The sequence below is a fragment of the Stenotrophomonas riyadhensis genome (assembly GCF_040256885.1).
Classification (GTDB): domain Bacteria; phylum Pseudomonadota; class Gammaproteobacteria; order Xanthomonadales; family Xanthomonadaceae; genus Stenotrophomonas; species Stenotrophomonas riyadhensis.
The window spans coordinates 1,129,235-1,145,178 of the sequence record NZ_CP155568.1; the positions used below are offsets into that span (position 1 = coordinate 1,129,235).

At 66.8% G+C, this 15,944-nt stretch carries 15 protein-coding genes; 8 read left to right on the forward strand and 7 right to left on the reverse strand.

Going from position 1 to position 15,944, the window contains the following annotated elements; genetic code table 11:
- Genes SriyCCGPB3_RS05305 through SriyCCGPB3_RS05315 form a run of 3 tightly spaced genes read left to right on the forward strand, consistent with a single transcriptional unit; the run spans nucleotide 1 to nucleotide 3,019 of the window.
- A complete protein-coding gene (locus tag SriyCCGPB3_RS05305) occupies nucleotides 1-1,686 on the forward strand; it encodes a GMC family oxidoreductase (protein ID WP_350259958.1) in 1,686 nt (561 codons plus the stop codon).
- Nucleotides 1,686-2,261 carry a gluconate 2-dehydrogenase subunit 3 family protein gene (locus SriyCCGPB3_RS05310; RefSeq protein WP_350259959.1) on the forward strand — a complete coding sequence of 192 codons (576 nt, stop codon included), beginning with the start codon at nucleotides 1,686-1,688 and terminating at the stop codon, nucleotides 2,259-2,261. Before SriyCCGPB3_RS05305 ends, SriyCCGPB3_RS05310 begins: the two co-directional genes overlap by 1 nt.
- A 14-nt stretch (nucleotides 2,262-2,275) precedes the next feature.
- A complete protein-coding gene (locus tag SriyCCGPB3_RS05315; protein WP_350259960.1) occupies nucleotides 2,276-3,019 on the forward strand; it encodes a 3-keto-disaccharide hydrolase in 744 nt (247 codons plus the stop codon).
- Between the two features lie 30 nt (nucleotides 3,020-3,049).
- On the opposite strand, the gene SriyCCGPB3_RS05320 is transcribed toward SriyCCGPB3_RS05315, so the two are convergent.
- From SriyCCGPB3_RS05320 to SriyCCGPB3_RS05340, 5 genes are read right to left on the reverse strand one after another with little or no spacing between them, the layout of a single operon-like run.
- Nucleotides 3,050-3,346 (reverse strand): c-type cytochrome, encoded by a 297-nt coding sequence (locus SriyCCGPB3_RS05320; protein WP_350259961.1) that lies wholly within the window; start codon nucleotides 3,344-3,346, stop codon nucleotides 3,050-3,052.
- 18 nt (nucleotides 3,347-3,364) lie between these two features.
- The gene (locus tag SriyCCGPB3_RS05325; protein WP_350259962.1) at nucleotides 3,365-4,228 is read right to left on the reverse strand and encodes a sugar phosphate isomerase/epimerase family protein; all 864 of its coding nucleotides are present in this window, start codon (nucleotides 4,226-4,228) and stop codon (nucleotides 3,365-3,367) included.
- A gap of 18 nt (nucleotides 4,229-4,246) precedes the next feature.
- Nucleotides 4,247-5,371: a Gfo/Idh/MocA family protein gene (locus SriyCCGPB3_RS05330; RefSeq protein WP_350259963.1), complete on the reverse strand. Its 1,125-nt coding sequence runs from the start codon at nucleotides 5,369-5,371 to the stop codon at nucleotides 4,247-4,249.
- 12 nt (nucleotides 5,372-5,383) lie between these two features.
- The gene (locus SriyCCGPB3_RS05335) at nucleotides 5,384-6,601 is read right to left on the reverse strand and encodes a nucleoside permease (protein ID WP_350259964.1); all 1,218 of its coding nucleotides are present in this window, start codon (nucleotides 6,599-6,601) and stop codon (nucleotides 5,384-5,386) included.
- A gap of 27 nt (nucleotides 6,602-6,628) precedes the next feature.
- Entirely contained in the window at nucleotides 6,629-7,681 is a 1,053-nt protein-coding gene (locus SriyCCGPB3_RS05340) for a sugar phosphate isomerase/epimerase family protein (protein ID WP_350259965.1), read from the reverse strand.
- Between the two features lie 95 nt (nucleotides 7,682-7,776).
- Between SriyCCGPB3_RS05340 and SriyCCGPB3_RS05345 the strand changes: the two genes are divergently transcribed.
- Nucleotides 7,777-8,784, forward strand: coding sequence for a LacI family DNA-binding transcriptional regulator (locus SriyCCGPB3_RS05345; RefSeq protein ID WP_350259966.1), 1,008 nt, complete (start codon nucleotides 7,777-7,779; stop codon nucleotides 8,782-8,784).
- Nucleotides 8,785-8,889: 105 nt separating this feature from the next.
- Complete coding sequence (locus tag SriyCCGPB3_RS05350) at nucleotides 8,890-9,942, forward strand: sensor domain-containing diguanylate cyclase (protein WP_350259967.1); 1,053 nt, start codon at nucleotides 8,890-8,892, stop codon at nucleotides 9,940-9,942.
- A 36-nt stretch (nucleotides 9,943-9,978) separates the two neighbouring features.
- On the opposite strand, the gene SriyCCGPB3_RS05355 is transcribed toward SriyCCGPB3_RS05350, so the two are convergent.
- Together SriyCCGPB3_RS05355 and SriyCCGPB3_RS05360 are read right to left on the reverse strand one after the other, a co-directional pair.
- Nucleotides 9,979-10,899, reverse strand: a complete 921-nt coding sequence (locus SriyCCGPB3_RS05355) for a bifunctional helix-turn-helix transcriptional regulator/GNAT family N-acetyltransferase (protein WP_350259968.1) — start codon at nucleotides 10,897-10,899, stop codon at nucleotides 9,979-9,981.
- Between the two features lie 53 nt (nucleotides 10,900-10,952).
- Nucleotides 10,953-11,885, reverse strand: coding sequence for a LysR family transcriptional regulator (locus tag SriyCCGPB3_RS05360; RefSeq protein WP_228756438.1), 933 nt, complete (start codon nucleotides 11,883-11,885; stop codon nucleotides 10,953-10,955).
- Between SriyCCGPB3_RS05360 and SriyCCGPB3_RS05365 the strand changes: the two genes are divergently transcribed.
- From SriyCCGPB3_RS05365 to SriyCCGPB3_RS05375, 3 genes are all read left to right on the forward strand, one after another.
- Entirely contained in the window at nucleotides 11,871-12,842 is a 972-nt protein-coding gene (locus SriyCCGPB3_RS05365; RefSeq protein ID WP_248859607.1) for an isocitrate lyase/PEP mutase family protein, read from the forward strand. The two genes, SriyCCGPB3_RS05360 and SriyCCGPB3_RS05365, sit on opposite strands and share 15 nt — an antisense overlap.
- A gap of 114 nt (nucleotides 12,843-12,956) precedes the next feature.
- Complete coding sequence (locus SriyCCGPB3_RS05370) at nucleotides 12,957-13,982, forward strand: AI-2E family transporter (RefSeq protein ID WP_350259969.1); 1,026 nt, start codon at nucleotides 12,957-12,959, stop codon at nucleotides 13,980-13,982.
- Between the two features lie 162 nt (nucleotides 13,983-14,144).
- A complete protein-coding gene (locus tag SriyCCGPB3_RS05375) occupies nucleotides 14,145-15,887 on the forward strand; it encodes a GGDEF domain-containing protein (RefSeq protein WP_110711540.1) in 1,743 nt (580 codons plus the stop codon).
- Nucleotides 15,888-15,944 lie beyond the last annotated feature (57 nt).

Here is a 15,944-nt window from a genome sequence, read left to right on the forward strand (position 1 = left end):
ATGGCAGATAATCACTACGACGCCATTGTTGTTGGCTCGGGAATCAGTGGCGGTTGGGCGGCGAAGGAGCTGACCGAAAAGGGCCTTAAGGTCCTGATGCTGGAGCGCGGGCGCAACATCGAGCACGTCAAGGACTACGTCAATGCGATGAAGGAAGCGTGGGACTTCCCGCACCGCAACCGGCCAACGCAGGCCATGAAGGCCGAGTTCCCGGTGCTGATGCGCGACTACGGACTGGCCGAGAACCTGGAAGGGATGTGGGCCAACGAACAGGACTCGCCCTACATCGAGACCAAACGTTTCGACTGGTTCCGTGGCTACCACGTGGGGGGGCGCTCGCTGCTGTGGGGACGGCAGAGCTATCGCTTCTCCGACCTGGACTTCGAGGCGAACCTCAAGGACGGCATCGCCACCGACTGGCCGATCCGCTACGCCGACATCGCGCCGTGGTACGACCATGTAGAGAAGTTCGCCGGCATCGCCGGCACGCGCGAAGGACTGGACGTATTGCCGGATGGTGAGTTCCTGCCGCCGATCCCGTTGAACATCGTCGAGAAGGACGTAGCTGCACGGATAAAAAAGGCGTTCGGCGGTACCCGGCACATGATCCACTCGCGCACCGCCAACATCACCAAGCCGATGCCCGAGCAGGGGCGCGTCAACTGCCAGTACCGCAACAAGTGCATCCTTGGCTGCCCCTTCGGTGCCTACTTCTCGACCCAGGCGGCGACGCTGCCAGCGGCGATGAAAACCGGAAACCTGACGTTGCGGCCGTTCTCGATCGTCAAGGAAGTGCTCTACGACAAGGACCGCAAGCGTGCCCGCGGCGTGGAGGTCATCGACGCCGAGACCGGCCAGACCTACCAGTACACGGCCAAGGTGATCTTCCTCAACGCGTCGTCGTTCAACTCGACCTGGCTGCTGATGAACTCGGCCACCGAAGTGTGGGAGGGCGGGCTGGGCTCATCGTCGGGCGAGCTCGGGCACAACGTGATGGACCATCATTTCGGAGCGGGCGCCTCCGGCCGGGTCGAGGGCTATGAAGACAAGTACTACTTCGGCCGTCGTCCCTGCGGCTTCTACATTCCGCGTTTCCGCAACGTCGCGGCCGACAAGCGCGGCTACCTGCGCGGGTTCGGCTACCAGGGCGGCGCCAGCCGCACCGGCTGGTCGCGCGAGATCGCCGAGCTGAACATCGGTGCCGACCTGAAGGAGGCGCTGACCGTGCCCGGTGACTGGCGCATCGGCATGACCGGGTTCGGTGAAATGCTGCCGCACCACGACAACACGATCCGCCTGGACCGCGACCGCAAGGACAAGTGGGGGCTGCCGGTGCTGGCGATGGACGTTGCCATGCGCGCCAACGAACTGGCGATGCGCAAGGACATGGCCGCCGATGCCGCCGAGATGCTGGAGGCGGCCGGCGTCAAGGACGTGAAGATGCACGACAACGATTACGCCCCTGGCAAGGGCATCCACGAAATGGGGACCGCGCGCATGGGACGTGATCGGAAGAGCTCGGTGCTGAACCAGCACAATCAGGTCTGGGATGCACCCAATGTCTATGTGACCGACGGTGCCTGCATGACCTCCAGCGCCTGCGTGAATCCTTCGCTGACCTACATGGCGTTGACCGCGCGCGCGGCCGACCACGCCGTGCGCGAACTGAAAGCGGGGAACCTGTGATGGATCGCCGCGAACTGCTGAAAATGATCGTCGCCGCCACCGGTGCGGCCATGGTCGGCCTGCCTGCGCTTGTGCAGGGGCAGGCACCGGCCGCCGCCACCAAGATTCATTTCTCCGATGCCGACGTCGCCACGCTGGACGAGATCGCCGAGACCATCCTGCCGCGGACCCGGACGCCAGGGGCGAAGGATGCCGGTGCCGGCCTGTTCATGGCGACGTTCGTCAGCGACTGCTATACCGCCCGGCAGCAGGCGACGTTCCGCGCAGGGCTGGCCGACATCGACAAACGCGCCGGCGGTCGCTTCGCGTCGCTCACACCGGAAGCCCGCGCCGAATTGCTGCGCACGCTGGACGCCGAAGCCAAGGCACGCCATGCCGATGTGACCGAAACCGGTACGCCTGAAGAGGGCGAGGCGATGCCGCATTACTTCACGATGCTCAAGCAGCTGGCCATCTTCGGCTTCTTCACCTCCAAGGTCGGCGCGACCGGAGTGCTGCAGTACGTTGCGGTGCCGGGGCGCTACGACGGCGATCTCGCCTATGTTCCCGGCACGCCCGCCTGGGGGACCAGCTGATGGAGCGCAACAGGATGATCAAGCCGCTGCTGATCGCGGCCACCGCGCTGGCCGCCGCACCCGTGTTCGCGCAGAACGGTGCCGACGCCGCGCGCGATCCGAAGAAGACCGAGGTGTGGACGCCGGTGCCTGCGACCGTGGCTACGCCGCCAGGCAAGGCCCCGTCCGATGCAATCGTGCTGTTCGATGGCAAGGATGTCTCCGCGTGGGAGTCGGAGCAGGGCGGACGCGTGCCCTGGAAGGTTGCCGATGGCGCCATGACCGTCGTGCCCGGCAGCAAGGGCATTCGCACCAGGCAACGCTTCTGCGACGTCCAGCTGCATGTCGAGTGGCGCACGCCCACCGACACGAAGGGCTTCGACGGACAGAACCGCGGCAACAGCGGCATCTTCCTGCAGGAGCTGTACGAGCTGCAGGTGCTCGACAGCTACAACAACCCGACCTATGCCAATGGCCAGGCGGGCTCGATCTACAAGCAGGCCATGCCGTTGGTGAACGCCTCGCGCGCACCGGGACAGTGGCAGGCCTACGACATCCTCTGGAAGGCGCCACGTTTCTCGCAGGGCGGCGGGCTTGTCTCGCCCGCGCGCATCACGGTGCTGCACAACGGCGTGCTGGTGCAGGACGACACAGTGCTGGCCGGCAGGACCGAATACATCGGTGCGCCTTCCTACGCGCCGCATGGGTGTGCGCCGCTCTATCTGCAGGAACATGACGCCAGGGTCAGCTACCGCAACATCTGGGTGCGCGAGTTGTAGTGGCAGGCGGCCAGCGTGGTCGCCGGCCGCTTACTTCGCCAGGTAGCTGGCGATGTCATTGATCTCCTGCTGTGACAGCTGGGAGAAGGGCGGCATCAGCCCACCGCCCTTGCTGATCTTCTCCTTGATCTGCGCAGGTGCCATGCGCTTGCCGATGTCGGTGAGCGCCGGGAACGCGCCCGGCATGCCCGCACGATCGGCGCCGTGGCAGGCCACGCAGTTCGCGGTGTAGAGCTTTGCACCCGCAGCCGGATCGTCCTTGCACCAGGCGGGCGTCGCAACGCTCATGCCGCCCAGGGCCACCGCCATTGCCAGGATCATTTTCATGTGGGGCTCCTTGATGCGTCAGCGCCGCGCACGGGCGGGCACGCGGGTGGTCAGGTGTTCACGCAGGTAGTCCGCACCGGTCTGGATGACCTTGGCCGGATCGCGCGGCTGGTCGTGCTCGATGATGTACCAGTGCACGCCGGCGGCTGCCGCAGCAGGCAGGATCGCGTTCCAGTCCAGTACGCCCTGGCCCACCGCAGCGAATCCGCCTTCGTCCTGGGCCTGGCCCTTGGGCGCATTGTCCTTGGCATGCACCGCGAATACGTGGCCGCGGAACTTTGCCAGCATCACCGCCGGGTCCAGGCCCGCACGCGCGACCCAGGCCAGGTCCAGCTCGCTCTGCAGGTCTGGACCGGCGGCGGCGAACAGCAGCTCCAGCCCGGTCCTGCCGTCGAAGTCGGCCAGTTCGAAGTCGTGGTTGTGGTAGGCCAGGCGCATGCCCTTGCCACGCACCTGCTTTGCGATGCGGCCCAGTTCCTGGCCCAGGGCGGTCCAGCCGGCGGCATCGCTCGGACGATCCTTCTTGTCCAGGTACGGCACCACCAGCGTTGTGTTGCCGATCGACCGGTTGAAGGTCACCACCCCATCCAGGTTGCTGCGCAGCTCGGCCAGCGGCACATGCGATGAAACCGCCCTGATCGAATACCGGTCCAGCAGCTGCTTGAGTTCGGCCGCGCTGGTGTTCTGCGTGCCGACCGTTTCCACCGCATGGACGCCTGCGTCGTGGACGATCTTCAACTGCTGCTCGAGCGAGCCGGCATCGCGCAGGGTGTACATCTGTACCGCGATCGGCTTCTGCGTGCTGGCGGCTTCGAGTGCGAAAGCGGGCAGGGCAGCGAGCAGCAGAATGAGGCTTGCAGTTCCATGGACAAGGGCTTTCATCAACAGATCCTCCCGGATTCAACCGATGGTGGTCCAGGCACGCGACCTGGCTGATGCAATGACACGATCGACGATCTGCGCCGAGCGCACGCCGTCCTCGAAGGTGGGCAGGCCCTGCGGCCGCTCGCCCTCGATGGCGCGATAGGTGTCGGCGACAAACGCTTCGAAGCACTGGGCGTAGCCCTGCGCGTGGCCGGCCGGCAACACCGACAGCCGGCGCTGTTCGGCACCGCCGGCGCCCGGTCCGCGCACGAAGACCTCCTCGCGCTGGTCGGGCAGGCCGATCCACAGCCGCTCGGCATCCTCCTGGTTGAAGGCCACGCTGGCCTTTGCGCCATCGATCTCGAACCAGAGGCGATTGTGGCGCCCGGCCGAGACCTGGCTGACCGTCAGAGATGCCAGCGTACCGGCACCGGTCCTGAACATCGCCGCAGCCACGTCCTCGCTCGTTACCGCCTGCATTGCGCTGGCTGCGGTTGGCGTGCTGAAGCTCTGTCCGCTGACGGCGCCGCGCTCGGCGATGACCGTAGAGAACGCCGCGCTGACCTCGACGAAGCGTTCGCCGCTGACCCATTCCACCAGGTCGCACCAGTGCGAACCGATGTCGGCGAATACGCGCGACGTGCCGCCCAACGCCGGGTCCACGCGCCAGTTGTTGCTGGCCGGGTCCAGCAGCCAGTCCTGCAGGTAGCTGCCGTGGATCAGGTGCAGCGGCCCCAGATCGCCGTGGGCGATGCGTGCGCGCGCTTCGCGGATCACCGGGTGGTAGCGGTAGACGAAGGGTACCGTGGCGACGAGTCCGTTCGACGTGGCCAACGCCGCCAGCGCCTGCGCATCGTCCAGCGTGGTCGCCAGCGGTTTCTCGCAGATCACGTGCTTGCCGGCTTCCAGCGCGGCCTGCGCCATCGCGCGGTGCAGATGGTTGGGCGTGCAGACATGCACGACCTGCACCTGCGGATCGGCGATCACCGCCTCGATATCCCGGTAGGCGCGCGGGACATTCCACAGCTGCGCCATCTCACGCGCGCGCTGCGCTGACGAAGCGGCGACGCCGCGTACCTCGGCACCGGCGAGCAAGGCCGCGCGGCGGTGCACGGCGCCGATCATGCCGGTGCCGACGATGGCGATTCCAAGCGTTGGCATCGGCTCGAATCCTCAGGGTGTGGAAGATGCGGCGGCCACGGCGGGCCGGTCGCGGAACAGCAGCAGGAAGGCGATCAGCACGACCAGCGCGACAGCGGCCGGGAACAGCCAGATCTGCTGCCAGTCGCGTCCGGCGGCCGTGGTGAAGTGCTCCACCACCGCGCCGGACAGGAAGGTGCCGATCAGCATGCCCACGCCGTACGTGGCCAGGGTGATGAAGCCCTGCGCGCTGCTGCGCACGGCGGGGCCGGCATGGGCATCGGTGTAGATCTGGCCGGTGACGAAGAAGAAGTCGTAGCAGATGCCGTGCAGCACGATGCCGATCACCAGCAGCGAGAAGCCGCTGCCCGCATCGCCGAAGGCGAACAGGACGTAGCGCACCACCCAGGCCGCCATGCCGACTGCCAGCATGGTCTTCACCCCCAGCCGCACGAACAGGAACGGCATGGCCAGCATCAGCAGCACCTCGGAAACCTGGCCCAGCGACTGCAGGCCCGCGGCGCCGCGCACGCCCAGGTCGTTGAGATACGGATTGGTGAAGTTGTAGTAGAACGACAGCGGGATGCAGATGGCGATGGAGGCCAGGAAGAACACCAGGTAGGCGCGCGACTTCAGCAGCCGCAGCGAGTCCAGCCCCAGGATCTGCCCCAGCCCAGCGTCGCGCTGCTGTGCCAGTGGCGGCGTGTGCGGCAGGGTGAACGCATACAGGCCCAGTACCAGCGATGCCAGCGCCGCCATGCGGAACGTCAGTTCAAGCCGATGGGCCTGCTCCCACCCCAGCCAGCCGATCAGCACGCCTGCGACGATCCAGCCGATGCTGCCGGCCACGCGTACCAGCGGGAACTGTTTCTCGGGCGACTGCATGTGCCGCATCGCCACGCTGTTGGCCAGTGCCAGCGTCGGCATGAACAGCAGCATGTAGCCCATCACGCAGGCCGAGAAAACACTGAAGCTGGTGGCGGTGGACGCCAGCCACATCAGTAGCGCGCCGGCCAGGTGCAGCACCGCGAGGATGCGCTGCGCGGCGAAGTAGCGATCGGCGATCAGGCCGACCAGGAACGGCGCCACGATCGCGCCGATCGACTGGCTGAGGAAGGCGGTGGCCACCTGGCTGGCGCTGGCCTGCAGCGGGCCCTGCACCAGGTACGTCCCGAGGGTCACGAACCACGCTCCCCAGATGAAGAACTGCAGAAACATCATCGCGCCCAAGCGCGACATGGCGTGCGACATGGCTTGCCCTCCCGGGGCGGTAATGGCTCAGATTCCCAGCATGCGGTGCAGTGATGCGGCGTCCGTGCCACTGTCGGCAAAGTCATCGAAGGCGCGCTCGGTCACCCGGATGATGTGGTCGCGGATGAAGGCAGCACCTTCGCGCGCGCCGTCCTCCGGGTGCTTCAGGCAGCACTCCCATTCCAGTACCGCCCATCCGGGGAAGTCGTACTGGGCGAACTTGGAGAAGATCGCCTTGAAGTCGATCTGGCCATCACCGGGCGAACGGAACCGGCCCGGACGATCGATCCAGTCCTGGTAGCCGCCATACACGCCGCTGCTCGCGCTGGCGCGATACTCCGCGTCCTTGACGTGGAAGATGCCGATGCGCGCGTGGTAGCGGTCAATGAAGCCCAGGTAGTCCATCTGCTGCAGCAGCAGGTGGCTGGGGTCGTACAGGATCTTGGCGCGGGGGTGATGGTCCACCACGTCGAGGAAGCGTTCGAAGGTCGCGCCGTCGTGCAGGTCCTCACCCGGGTGGATCTCGAAGCACAGGTCCACGCCGCAGGCGTCGAACGCATCCAGGATCGGGCGCCAGCGGCGGCCGAGTTCGGCGAAGGCTTCTTCCACCAGTCCCGGTGGACGCTGCGGCCAGGGATAGAAATAGGGCCAGGCCAATGCGCCGGAGAACGTGGCATGCGCGGTCAGCCCCAGGCGCTGACTGGCTTTGGCGGCCAGCAGAAGCTGCTCGACTGCCCAAGCCTGGCGGGCAGCCGGATCGCCGCGCTTGTCCGCCGGCGCGAATCCGTCGAACAGGCTGTCGTAGGCCGGATGCACCGCGACCAGCTGCCCCTGCAGATGGGTGGACAGCTCGGTGATCTGCACGCCATGACCGGCCAGCATGCCGGCGACGTCGTCGCAGTACGCCTGGCTGCGCGCGGCCTCGGCCAGATCGAACAGGTGGGGCGCGCTGGTGGAGACTTGTACGCCAGAATAGCCCAGACCCGCGGCCCATCCGGCCAGCGTGTCCAGCCGATCAAAAGGAGCTGTGTCGCCGATGAACTGCGCCAGGAACAGCGCTGGACCCTTGAGCGTCTTCAACGTGATTCGCCCTCGATGCAATCGATTGCATTATCCTAGCAGGGGCTCACGCAGGACCTGTTGTGCACTGCACAGCAGACAGGAGAACTAACGCCATGGCCACCATCTACGACATCGCGAAGCACGTCGGCGTCTCGGCAGGCACGGTGTCGCGGGCGCTTTCCCGGCCGGACAAAGTGCTGCCCGCCACGCGCGCGCGCATCGAGCAGGCCGCCGCCGCACTGGGCTATGTGCCCAACACGGTGGCCCGCACGCTCAAGACCCAGCGCAGCGGCAAGATCCTGGTTACCGTCCCGGACATCGCCAATCCATTCTTCGCGCAGATCCTGCAGGGGGCGGAGGACGCCGCACAGGCGGTCGGCTATGCGGTTCTGCTCGGCGATACCCAGCATCAACCCGACCGCGAGGAGCGCTATGCGCAGATGCTCCGGCGCAACGAGGCCGACGGCATGATCGTGCTGGGGCACCGCCTGCCGCCCACGGCGCGCGAGATCGTCCAGCAGCGCGGTGCCGCCGCGCCGGTGATCAACGGCTGCGAGTTCGACCCCGCGCTGGGCATTCCCAGCGTCCATATCGATAACGCCGCGGCCGCGCGCGTGGTCATGGAACATCTGTATGCGCTGGGACACGAGCGGATCGCCGTGGTCGGCGGACCGCCGGACAATCCGCTGCACCAGCAACGGCTGGAAGGGGTACGGGCGGCCGGCAAGGTGCGTGGTCGCCTGCGCCAGCTGAGCATCGTGCCGGGTGACTTTTCGGTGGAGTCCGGCCATGCGGCTGCCATGGCGCTGCTGGACGGCAGGTCCGCACCAACGGCGATCTTCTGCTTCAGCGACCAGATGGCGCTGGGTGCGCTGGCGGCCTGCCGCGATCTGGGCATCCGCGTGCCGGAGGACCTGTCCATCGTCGGCTTCGATGATCTGGCATCTTCCCGCTACCTCACGCCGCCATTGACCACCATCCGGCAACCGATGCGGGAGATCGGTGAGCGGGCGGTCCATCTGCTGCTCGCCATCATCGAACATGTCGACGTGCCGCTGCAGCAGACGCTGGATTTCAGCCTGATGCTGCGGGGCTCAACGGCGCCACCCAGGCGTGGGTGAGGCAGGGTCGCCGCCGTGGATTCCTTGATCCCGAATTGACGCAGAGCTGTCAGACTCACCACAGGCCGCCCGGCAAGGGCGTGCGATCGCGCAAGGGGGTCGGCAATGCCGTTCTTGACGGACTCGGCGGAAGTCGCCGTCGAAGGCATCGGCGCGGCACGTCGCATCGGCTGGATGCGCTTCGTCGGCAATGGCCTGGGCGCGATTCCCATCGCCTCGATCATTCTCGAACGCCAGGACGGTGTGTTGGCCTGGGCGTTGCTGCTGCTCAATGCGCTGGCCTGGCCGGCGCTCGCGCTGGTGCTGACCCAGCGCGCCCGCCAGCCCGCACAGGCGCAGTTCCGCTGCATGGTCGCCGACTCCTTCTTCGGCGGCGGTTGGATCGCCTTCATGGCGCTGAGCGCGGTTCCCAGTGCGCTGTTCGCCGCATTGCTGGTCGCCGACAAGATCGCTGCCGGCGGTGTGCGCTTGGCGATGCGGGCCACGTTGGCACTGCTGCTGGGTTTCGCGATCACCTGGTGGGCGCTCGGCTTCCCTTACCAACCCGTCTCCTCGCAGCGCACGATCGTGCTCAGCGTGCCGTTCCTGTTCGTCTACGGCATCGGGCTGAGCATCCTCAGCTGGCAGCTGGCGCGCCGGGTCAAATCGCAGAACCGGCAGCTGCAGCGGCTGAGCCGGATGGATCCGCTGGTGGAGCTGGCCAACCGCGGCTTCCTGATCCTTCGCGCGCAGCAGGTGCTGGACAGGGCGCAGGGGCAGGGGGGCCTGGCCTGCCTGCTGATGCTTGATGTGGATGATTTCAAGCACATCAATGATTCACACGGCCACCGCGCCGGGGATGAGGTGTTGCGCCAGATCGCCGCCACATTGCGCGAATTCGCGCGCCCCGGCGATACGCCTGCGAGGCTGGGTGGCGATGAGTTCGTCGTGCTGCTGCGCGACTGTGCGCCCAGTGACGCGATGCATGTGGCCGAACGGGTCCGCCTGCACCTGCTGGAAGCCGCGCGGCAGGCGACGCCGGGTATCGAGTTCAGCGTCAGCATCGGCATTGCGGCAACGCCGGGCCAGGGCAGCGTGGAAGACTGGCTGGCCACGGCAGACAAGGCTCTCTATCACGCCAAGCGGCAAGGCAAGAACACCGCCAGCTGGGGGGACTGACGCGCAGCCGTGCGTGCCATGCGCACGTGGCGGCTGTCAGAGCGCCCGTTCCCAGACCTGGCCGAGCAGGTCATGGCCAAAGCTGTGGTGAGGGGCTTCCTGTACGAGCTGGAAACCGGCACGTTCGTACAGGCGCCGGGCATCGGCCAGCACGCTGTTGGTCCAGAGCGTCATCCGCGTGTAGCCGGCGGACGTCGCAAACGCGATGCACTCCTCGACCAGGCGGGCACCGATGCCCATGCCGCGCGCAGTGGCATCCACATAGAGCAGGCGCAGCTTGGCGGTGGTGTCGTCCTGCCGGACCACGAACACCGAGCCGACCATGTCGCCGTCCTTCTCGGCGATCCAGCAGCGTTCGCGCGCCGGGTCCAGCTCGCGCAGGTACTTGGCGACGATTTCCGATACCAGTGCTTCGTACTCCGCGTTCCAGCCGAATTCGCGGGCGTACAGCGCGGCTTGCCGCGAGACCACCAGCCCCATGTCGCCCGGCCGCGGGTCACGCAGCAGGTACGAGGGCGGGCTGTCGCCCAGCACGCTTTCGATCTGGCCCATGGCCGCAAGCAGTTTCACCTGCGCCATGTCGGGCAGCGCCGCCAGCAGATCGATCATCTCCTGCCGCGAGGTCTCTTCCAGCGGCGCGAACACGCTCTGCCCCAGCGCCGTCAGGGTCAGAACGACCACGCGCGCGTCCTCGGCCGAGCGCTCCTTTCGGAGGTAGCCCTGCCGCTCGAACCTGGCGGTTACCCGGCTCACGTAGCCAGCGTCCAGGCCCAGCTCGCGGCACAGGTCCGAGGGCGACAGCGGTGCATGGTGGGCCAGTTCGTACAGGATGCGGACTTCGGTGAGGGACAGGCCGCTGCGCAGCAGTGATTCCTGCAGCACGCCGATCTGCCGCGTGTAGAAGCGGTTGAAGCGCCGCACCGCGTCGGCGCGTTCGGAAAGGGTGCCCGTCGACATGGCAGGTCCATATATTTGACTTGGGCAAATAATTGCTTGCCAAAGTCAAATAATCAAGCGCCGGGCCGATCTTTGCTGGCGGGGTCGTCAGGACATGGCTGCGCTTGCCCGGTGCCACCTGCGCAGCGAAGGAGCGCGGCTGCCAGTGCGGGATGCTGGCTGCGCACGGCCAGCTGCAGCGTTGTGGTCGGCATCCCCAGCTGCAGCGCCACGAAGGCGAGGCCGGGCCGGTGCAGGTTCTGCATCGAGGCCGGCACGATGGCGATGCCCAATCCGGCGGCGGCGAGATTGATGGCGGAGGCGACCTGCGGCGCTTCCTGCTGGATGGTGGGCGTGAAGCCCTGGCTGCGGCAGGCCGCGACCACGTCTGCACTCAGGCCATAGCCTGATTTCCGCGAGAAAAGAATGAAGCGCTCGTCGCGCAGCTCGGCCAACGCGATGCTCCCGCGGCCGGCCAACGGGTGGTCGGCGGGGAGTACCGCCACCAGGGGCTCGGCACTGAGCTGCTGGATCACCAGTTCGCCAGGATGCGAGTACGGTGGACGCATGATCGCCGCGTCCAGTTCGCCGTCATCCAACCGCCGGACCAGCGATTCACTGCCATCTTCGACCAGCTGCAGCTGCACGGCGGGATGCGCCTGCTTGAACCTGCGCAGCAGTGTGGTCACTGCTTCATTGAACGAGGCCGATTCGGTCAGGCCCAAGGTCAGGATGCCGGCCTCACCATGCGCGGCGCGCAACGCATCCTCCTTGGCGCGGTCGACACGGGCGAGGATGTCGACTGCCGCTGACCAGAACACGCGGCCCGCATCGCTGAGCACGACGCCGCGCCCCTGGCGATGGAACAGCGGCGTACCGATCTCCTCCTCCAATGCACGGATCTGCTGCCCCAGCGGCGGCTGGGCAATGTGCAGCGCCTCGGCTGCCCGGGTGAAGCTCTGCAGCTGGGCAGTCATGACGAAGTAGCGCAGGTGCCGCAGTTCCATTGGAACCTCAAACGTTCTGGTGCTGTACGAACACGGTATTGGACGGTCGCCGGTGGCGGCAACATCATCGGTATCCCACGACAGAAGTCCAACGACAAGGGAGACCCCATGAAAAAGACACGTCGGCTGCGCGATCTGCTCCGCCAGGGCAGCGTGATTGCGCCGGGCGCATTCGATGGATTGTCAGCACGCCTGGTGGAGCTGGCCGGCTTCGATGCGGTCTATGCCAGCGGCGGGGCCATCGCGCGTTCGGCCGGTGTGCCGGACATCGGCCTGCTCGGTCTCAGCGAAGTGCTGGCACAGGTTGAGCGGATCGTCGATGCCTGCGACCTGCCGGTGATCGCCGACGCTGACACCGGCTTCGGCGGCACGGCGAATGTTGAACGCACGGTGCGCGCATTTGAAAGAGCAGGCGTCGCCGCCCTGCATATCGAGGACCAGGCCTTCCCCAAGCGCTGTGGTCACCTGGATGACAAGATGCTGATCGACGCGGGTGAGATGTGCACCAAGATCCGCGTCGCCTGCCAGTCGCGGATCGATCCGGAACTGATGATCGTCGCGCGTACCGACGCCATCGCCTGCGAGGGCCTGGGGGCGGCGATCGCCCGCGCTCGGGCGTATGTCGAGGCGGGCGCGGACATGATCTTCGTCGAGGCACCGGAAACACTGGAGCAGATCGAGGTGATCTCGCAGCAGGTTCCCGGCCCGAAGCTGATCAACATGTTCCACAGCGGGAAGACACCGCTGGTGCCGGCGCAACGGCTTGCCGAACTCGACTACCGGCTGGTGATCATCCCCTCGGACCTGCAGCGGGCCGCGATCCGGGCCATGCAGCGCACGCTGCAGGAGATTGCCGCGACCGGCGACAGTGGGCGCATTGCCGGCGAGCTGGCCAGCTTCGGCGAACGTGAAACGATCGTGCGCACGGCGCGGTACCTGGCACTGGACCGGGCCTGATCCGGGCAGTGAACCCGTTGCGGCCGGTGCCGTAGCGTAATGGCCATTCAGGCTGCACGCGGAATCGTCCTGGCAATCCTCTACCATGGGCCACCCTGCCCGGACGTGCCGCCCATGCAAGACGCCCTCGTTGCCCAGCCCAAGCCCCCTGTTCCGAGGATCGCGGCCTGGCTGATGATGCTGCTGGGCATGTGGCTGGCGCTGAAACTGGGCCTGGTGGTGACCCTGCTGTCCGGCCTGCTGGTGTTCCAGCTGACCCACCTGCTGGCCTCCACCGTGGAAGGCAGGTTGCCGCCGGGCAGAGCACGGGCCATCGCGGTGATCGTGCTGTCGGCGGTGATCATCAGCGCGCTGGTGCTGGCCGGGATCGGCGTGGCCTCGTTTTTCCGCAACGAGACCGGCGGCCCGGACGCGTTGCTGGCGCGGCTGATGGACATCCTCAATTCGTCCCGGCACCAGGTGCCCGCGCTGCTGCAACCCTATATTCCTGAAGACATGCCGGCGCTGCGCACGGCGCTGAACGACTGGGCCGCCGAGCATCAGCGCCAGCTGGGCGTGGCCGGTACCTCGGTGGTGCAGGTGGGTGTACGCGTACTGATCGGTATGGTGCTGGGCGCGATGATCGCGCTGTATGACGAACTGCCGCTGCCGAAGATGGGGCCACTGGCGCAGGAGCTGATCGGGCGTACCAGCCGCCTGGCCACCGCGTTCCGCCAGGTGGTGTTCGCGCAGGTGAAGATCTCGCTGCTCAACACCGTGTTTACCGCCATCTTCCTGCTGGGCGTGCTGCCGTTGTTCGGCGTGTACCTGCCGCTGTCCAAGACCCTGGTGCTGATCACCTTCATCGCCGGCCTGCTGCCGGTGGTGGGCAACATCATTTCCAACACCATCATCACCATCGTTGCGCTGTCGGTCTCGTTCTACGTAGCCGTTGCGGCACTGCTGTACCTGATCGTGATCCACAAGCTGGAGTACTTCCTCAACGCGCGCATTGTCGGTGGCGAGATCCAGGCGCGTGCCTGGGAGCTGCTGCTGGCGATGCTGGTGATGGAGGCGGCGTTCGGCCTGCCGGGCCTGGTTGCCGCGCCGGTGTTCTACGCCTACGTGAAGCGCGAGCTGGTGGACCAGCGCTGGATCTGACGCGGCGCGATGTGACGCAATTGCCACGGTGAGGTCGCCGCGTCCATCTTGTCGGCGCGTTCGCAATGGCTGGGGTATATGCAGGGGCGGGGTGCACGTGGCGCTGGCTTGGCACTGCCGGAACCGCTCAGTACAGTTGTCCGCACGTCAGGGGAAATTTGAATGGCCGGCAAGGCATCACCCATCGGGTTGCGGACCTGGGTCTGGATCCTGGCGGGGCTGTTCGTGGTCTGTACGCTGCCGTTGATGGCCATCGCCCTGATCCAGGGCACGCTGCGCTATTCCGCCGCCGAGGACAACCTGGTCAGCCTGCGCCAGCTGCGGCAGACCTTCGATCTCGCCAACCTGGTCTCTGCCGAGCGCGGCCCGGCCAACAGCCTGCTCGGTGCCGACCCGGCCGATGCCGGCGAGCATGCACGGCTTGGCATGCAGCTGGCCGTGGCGCGCAGGCGTGTGGACACCGCGCTGCAGCAGCTGGATACCGTGTTCAAGGCCGATCCGGGCGTGGTGGATGAGCATGGAATGCTGGCCGATGCACAACGTCGCCTGCAATCGGCACGTGCAGGCGTGGACCGGGTGGCGGCGCAGCCGCGTGACGCGCGGCGCGTCGAAGACGTTGAACGCGCGATCAGCAGCATGTTCGCCGTGGTCGATCGCCTGCACCTGCTGACCTCGGCGCAGATCAACGTACTGGTCCGAGCGGACCGCGAAGCGGCGATTCCAGCCATGCAGGGCCAGGTGCTGATCGACCTGCGCGAGCACGGGGGGCGTCTGGCATCCAACGTGATGGCACCGGTGGCGGTACCGGGGGCCTGGCGCAACGAGCAGGTGCGCGCGGCGCTGCAGACCGAGGGTCGCCTGCTGGAGCTGTGGCGGTTGGCCGGCAGCCACGAGTCGGTGTTCCGCAGTGATCCTACGCTGTCCTGGCATTGGGACATGGCGCGACGGCAGTTCTTCGGTGAGTCGCTGCCGATGATCGAACAACTGATCGAAGACGGACGGCGTGGCCTGCCGCCGCCGTGGACCGCTGCCGAGTTCACCCGGCGCTACGTGCCGACCCTGCAGTCGCTGGAAGCGCTTCGCGACGGTTACCTGAGTGTGTCCATCGCCCGGTTCGAACGCACCCGCAACCGCGAGGCGACGCGGCTGGCGGTGCTGGTGGCGACGGCACTGGGGACTCTGGTGGTGCTGGGCGTGGCGCTGCGCATCGCGCACCTGCAGATCCTGCGGCCTCTGCTGCAGGCACAACGGCAGGTGATCCAGATCGCCTCTGAAGCGCCGGGACCGGAGCAGCACGTCACCCATCCGCTGGCCGAGATGCAGCGCCTGTTCGATGCCATCGAGGTGCTGCGCGAGAAGTCGCGCGAGCGTTCGGCGCTGACCAGCGAGCTGCGCCAGCTGGCCGGTACCGACGAGCTGACCGGTCTTCTGAACCGGCGTGCGCTGGACGAGCTGGTACAGCAGCGACATGCCGAGGGCGGCGCCAGTGCGGTGGTGATCCTGCTGGACGTTGACCGTTTCAAATCGATCAATGATGGCCATGGCCATGATGCCGGCGACGAAGTGCTGGTGCAGGTGGCACAGCTGCTGCAGCGCCACCTCCGTCGCAGCGACAGCATTGCCCGCTACGGTGGCGAGGAGTTCCTGGTGCTGTTGGCCGACGGCGACCTGGCGGGTGGCCGCCAGCTGGCCGAATCGCTGCGGCTTGCATTGCAGCAGCTGGATATCGTGGTGGCCGGCGGTACCGCGTTGCGGGTGACCGCCAGCTTCGGCGTGGCCGAGGGTGGCACCGATGCGCTGGGCTGGCGGACCTTGATGCGTGCTGCCGACACTGCCATGTACCAGGCCAAGGCACAGGGCCGCGACCGCGTGCGGGTGGCAGGCGGAGGCCGCATCACGCGCTGACCCGCGATGTTCATCACCGGCGCACGTGGCGCCCCCTAGACTGGGTGTCCGACCGCT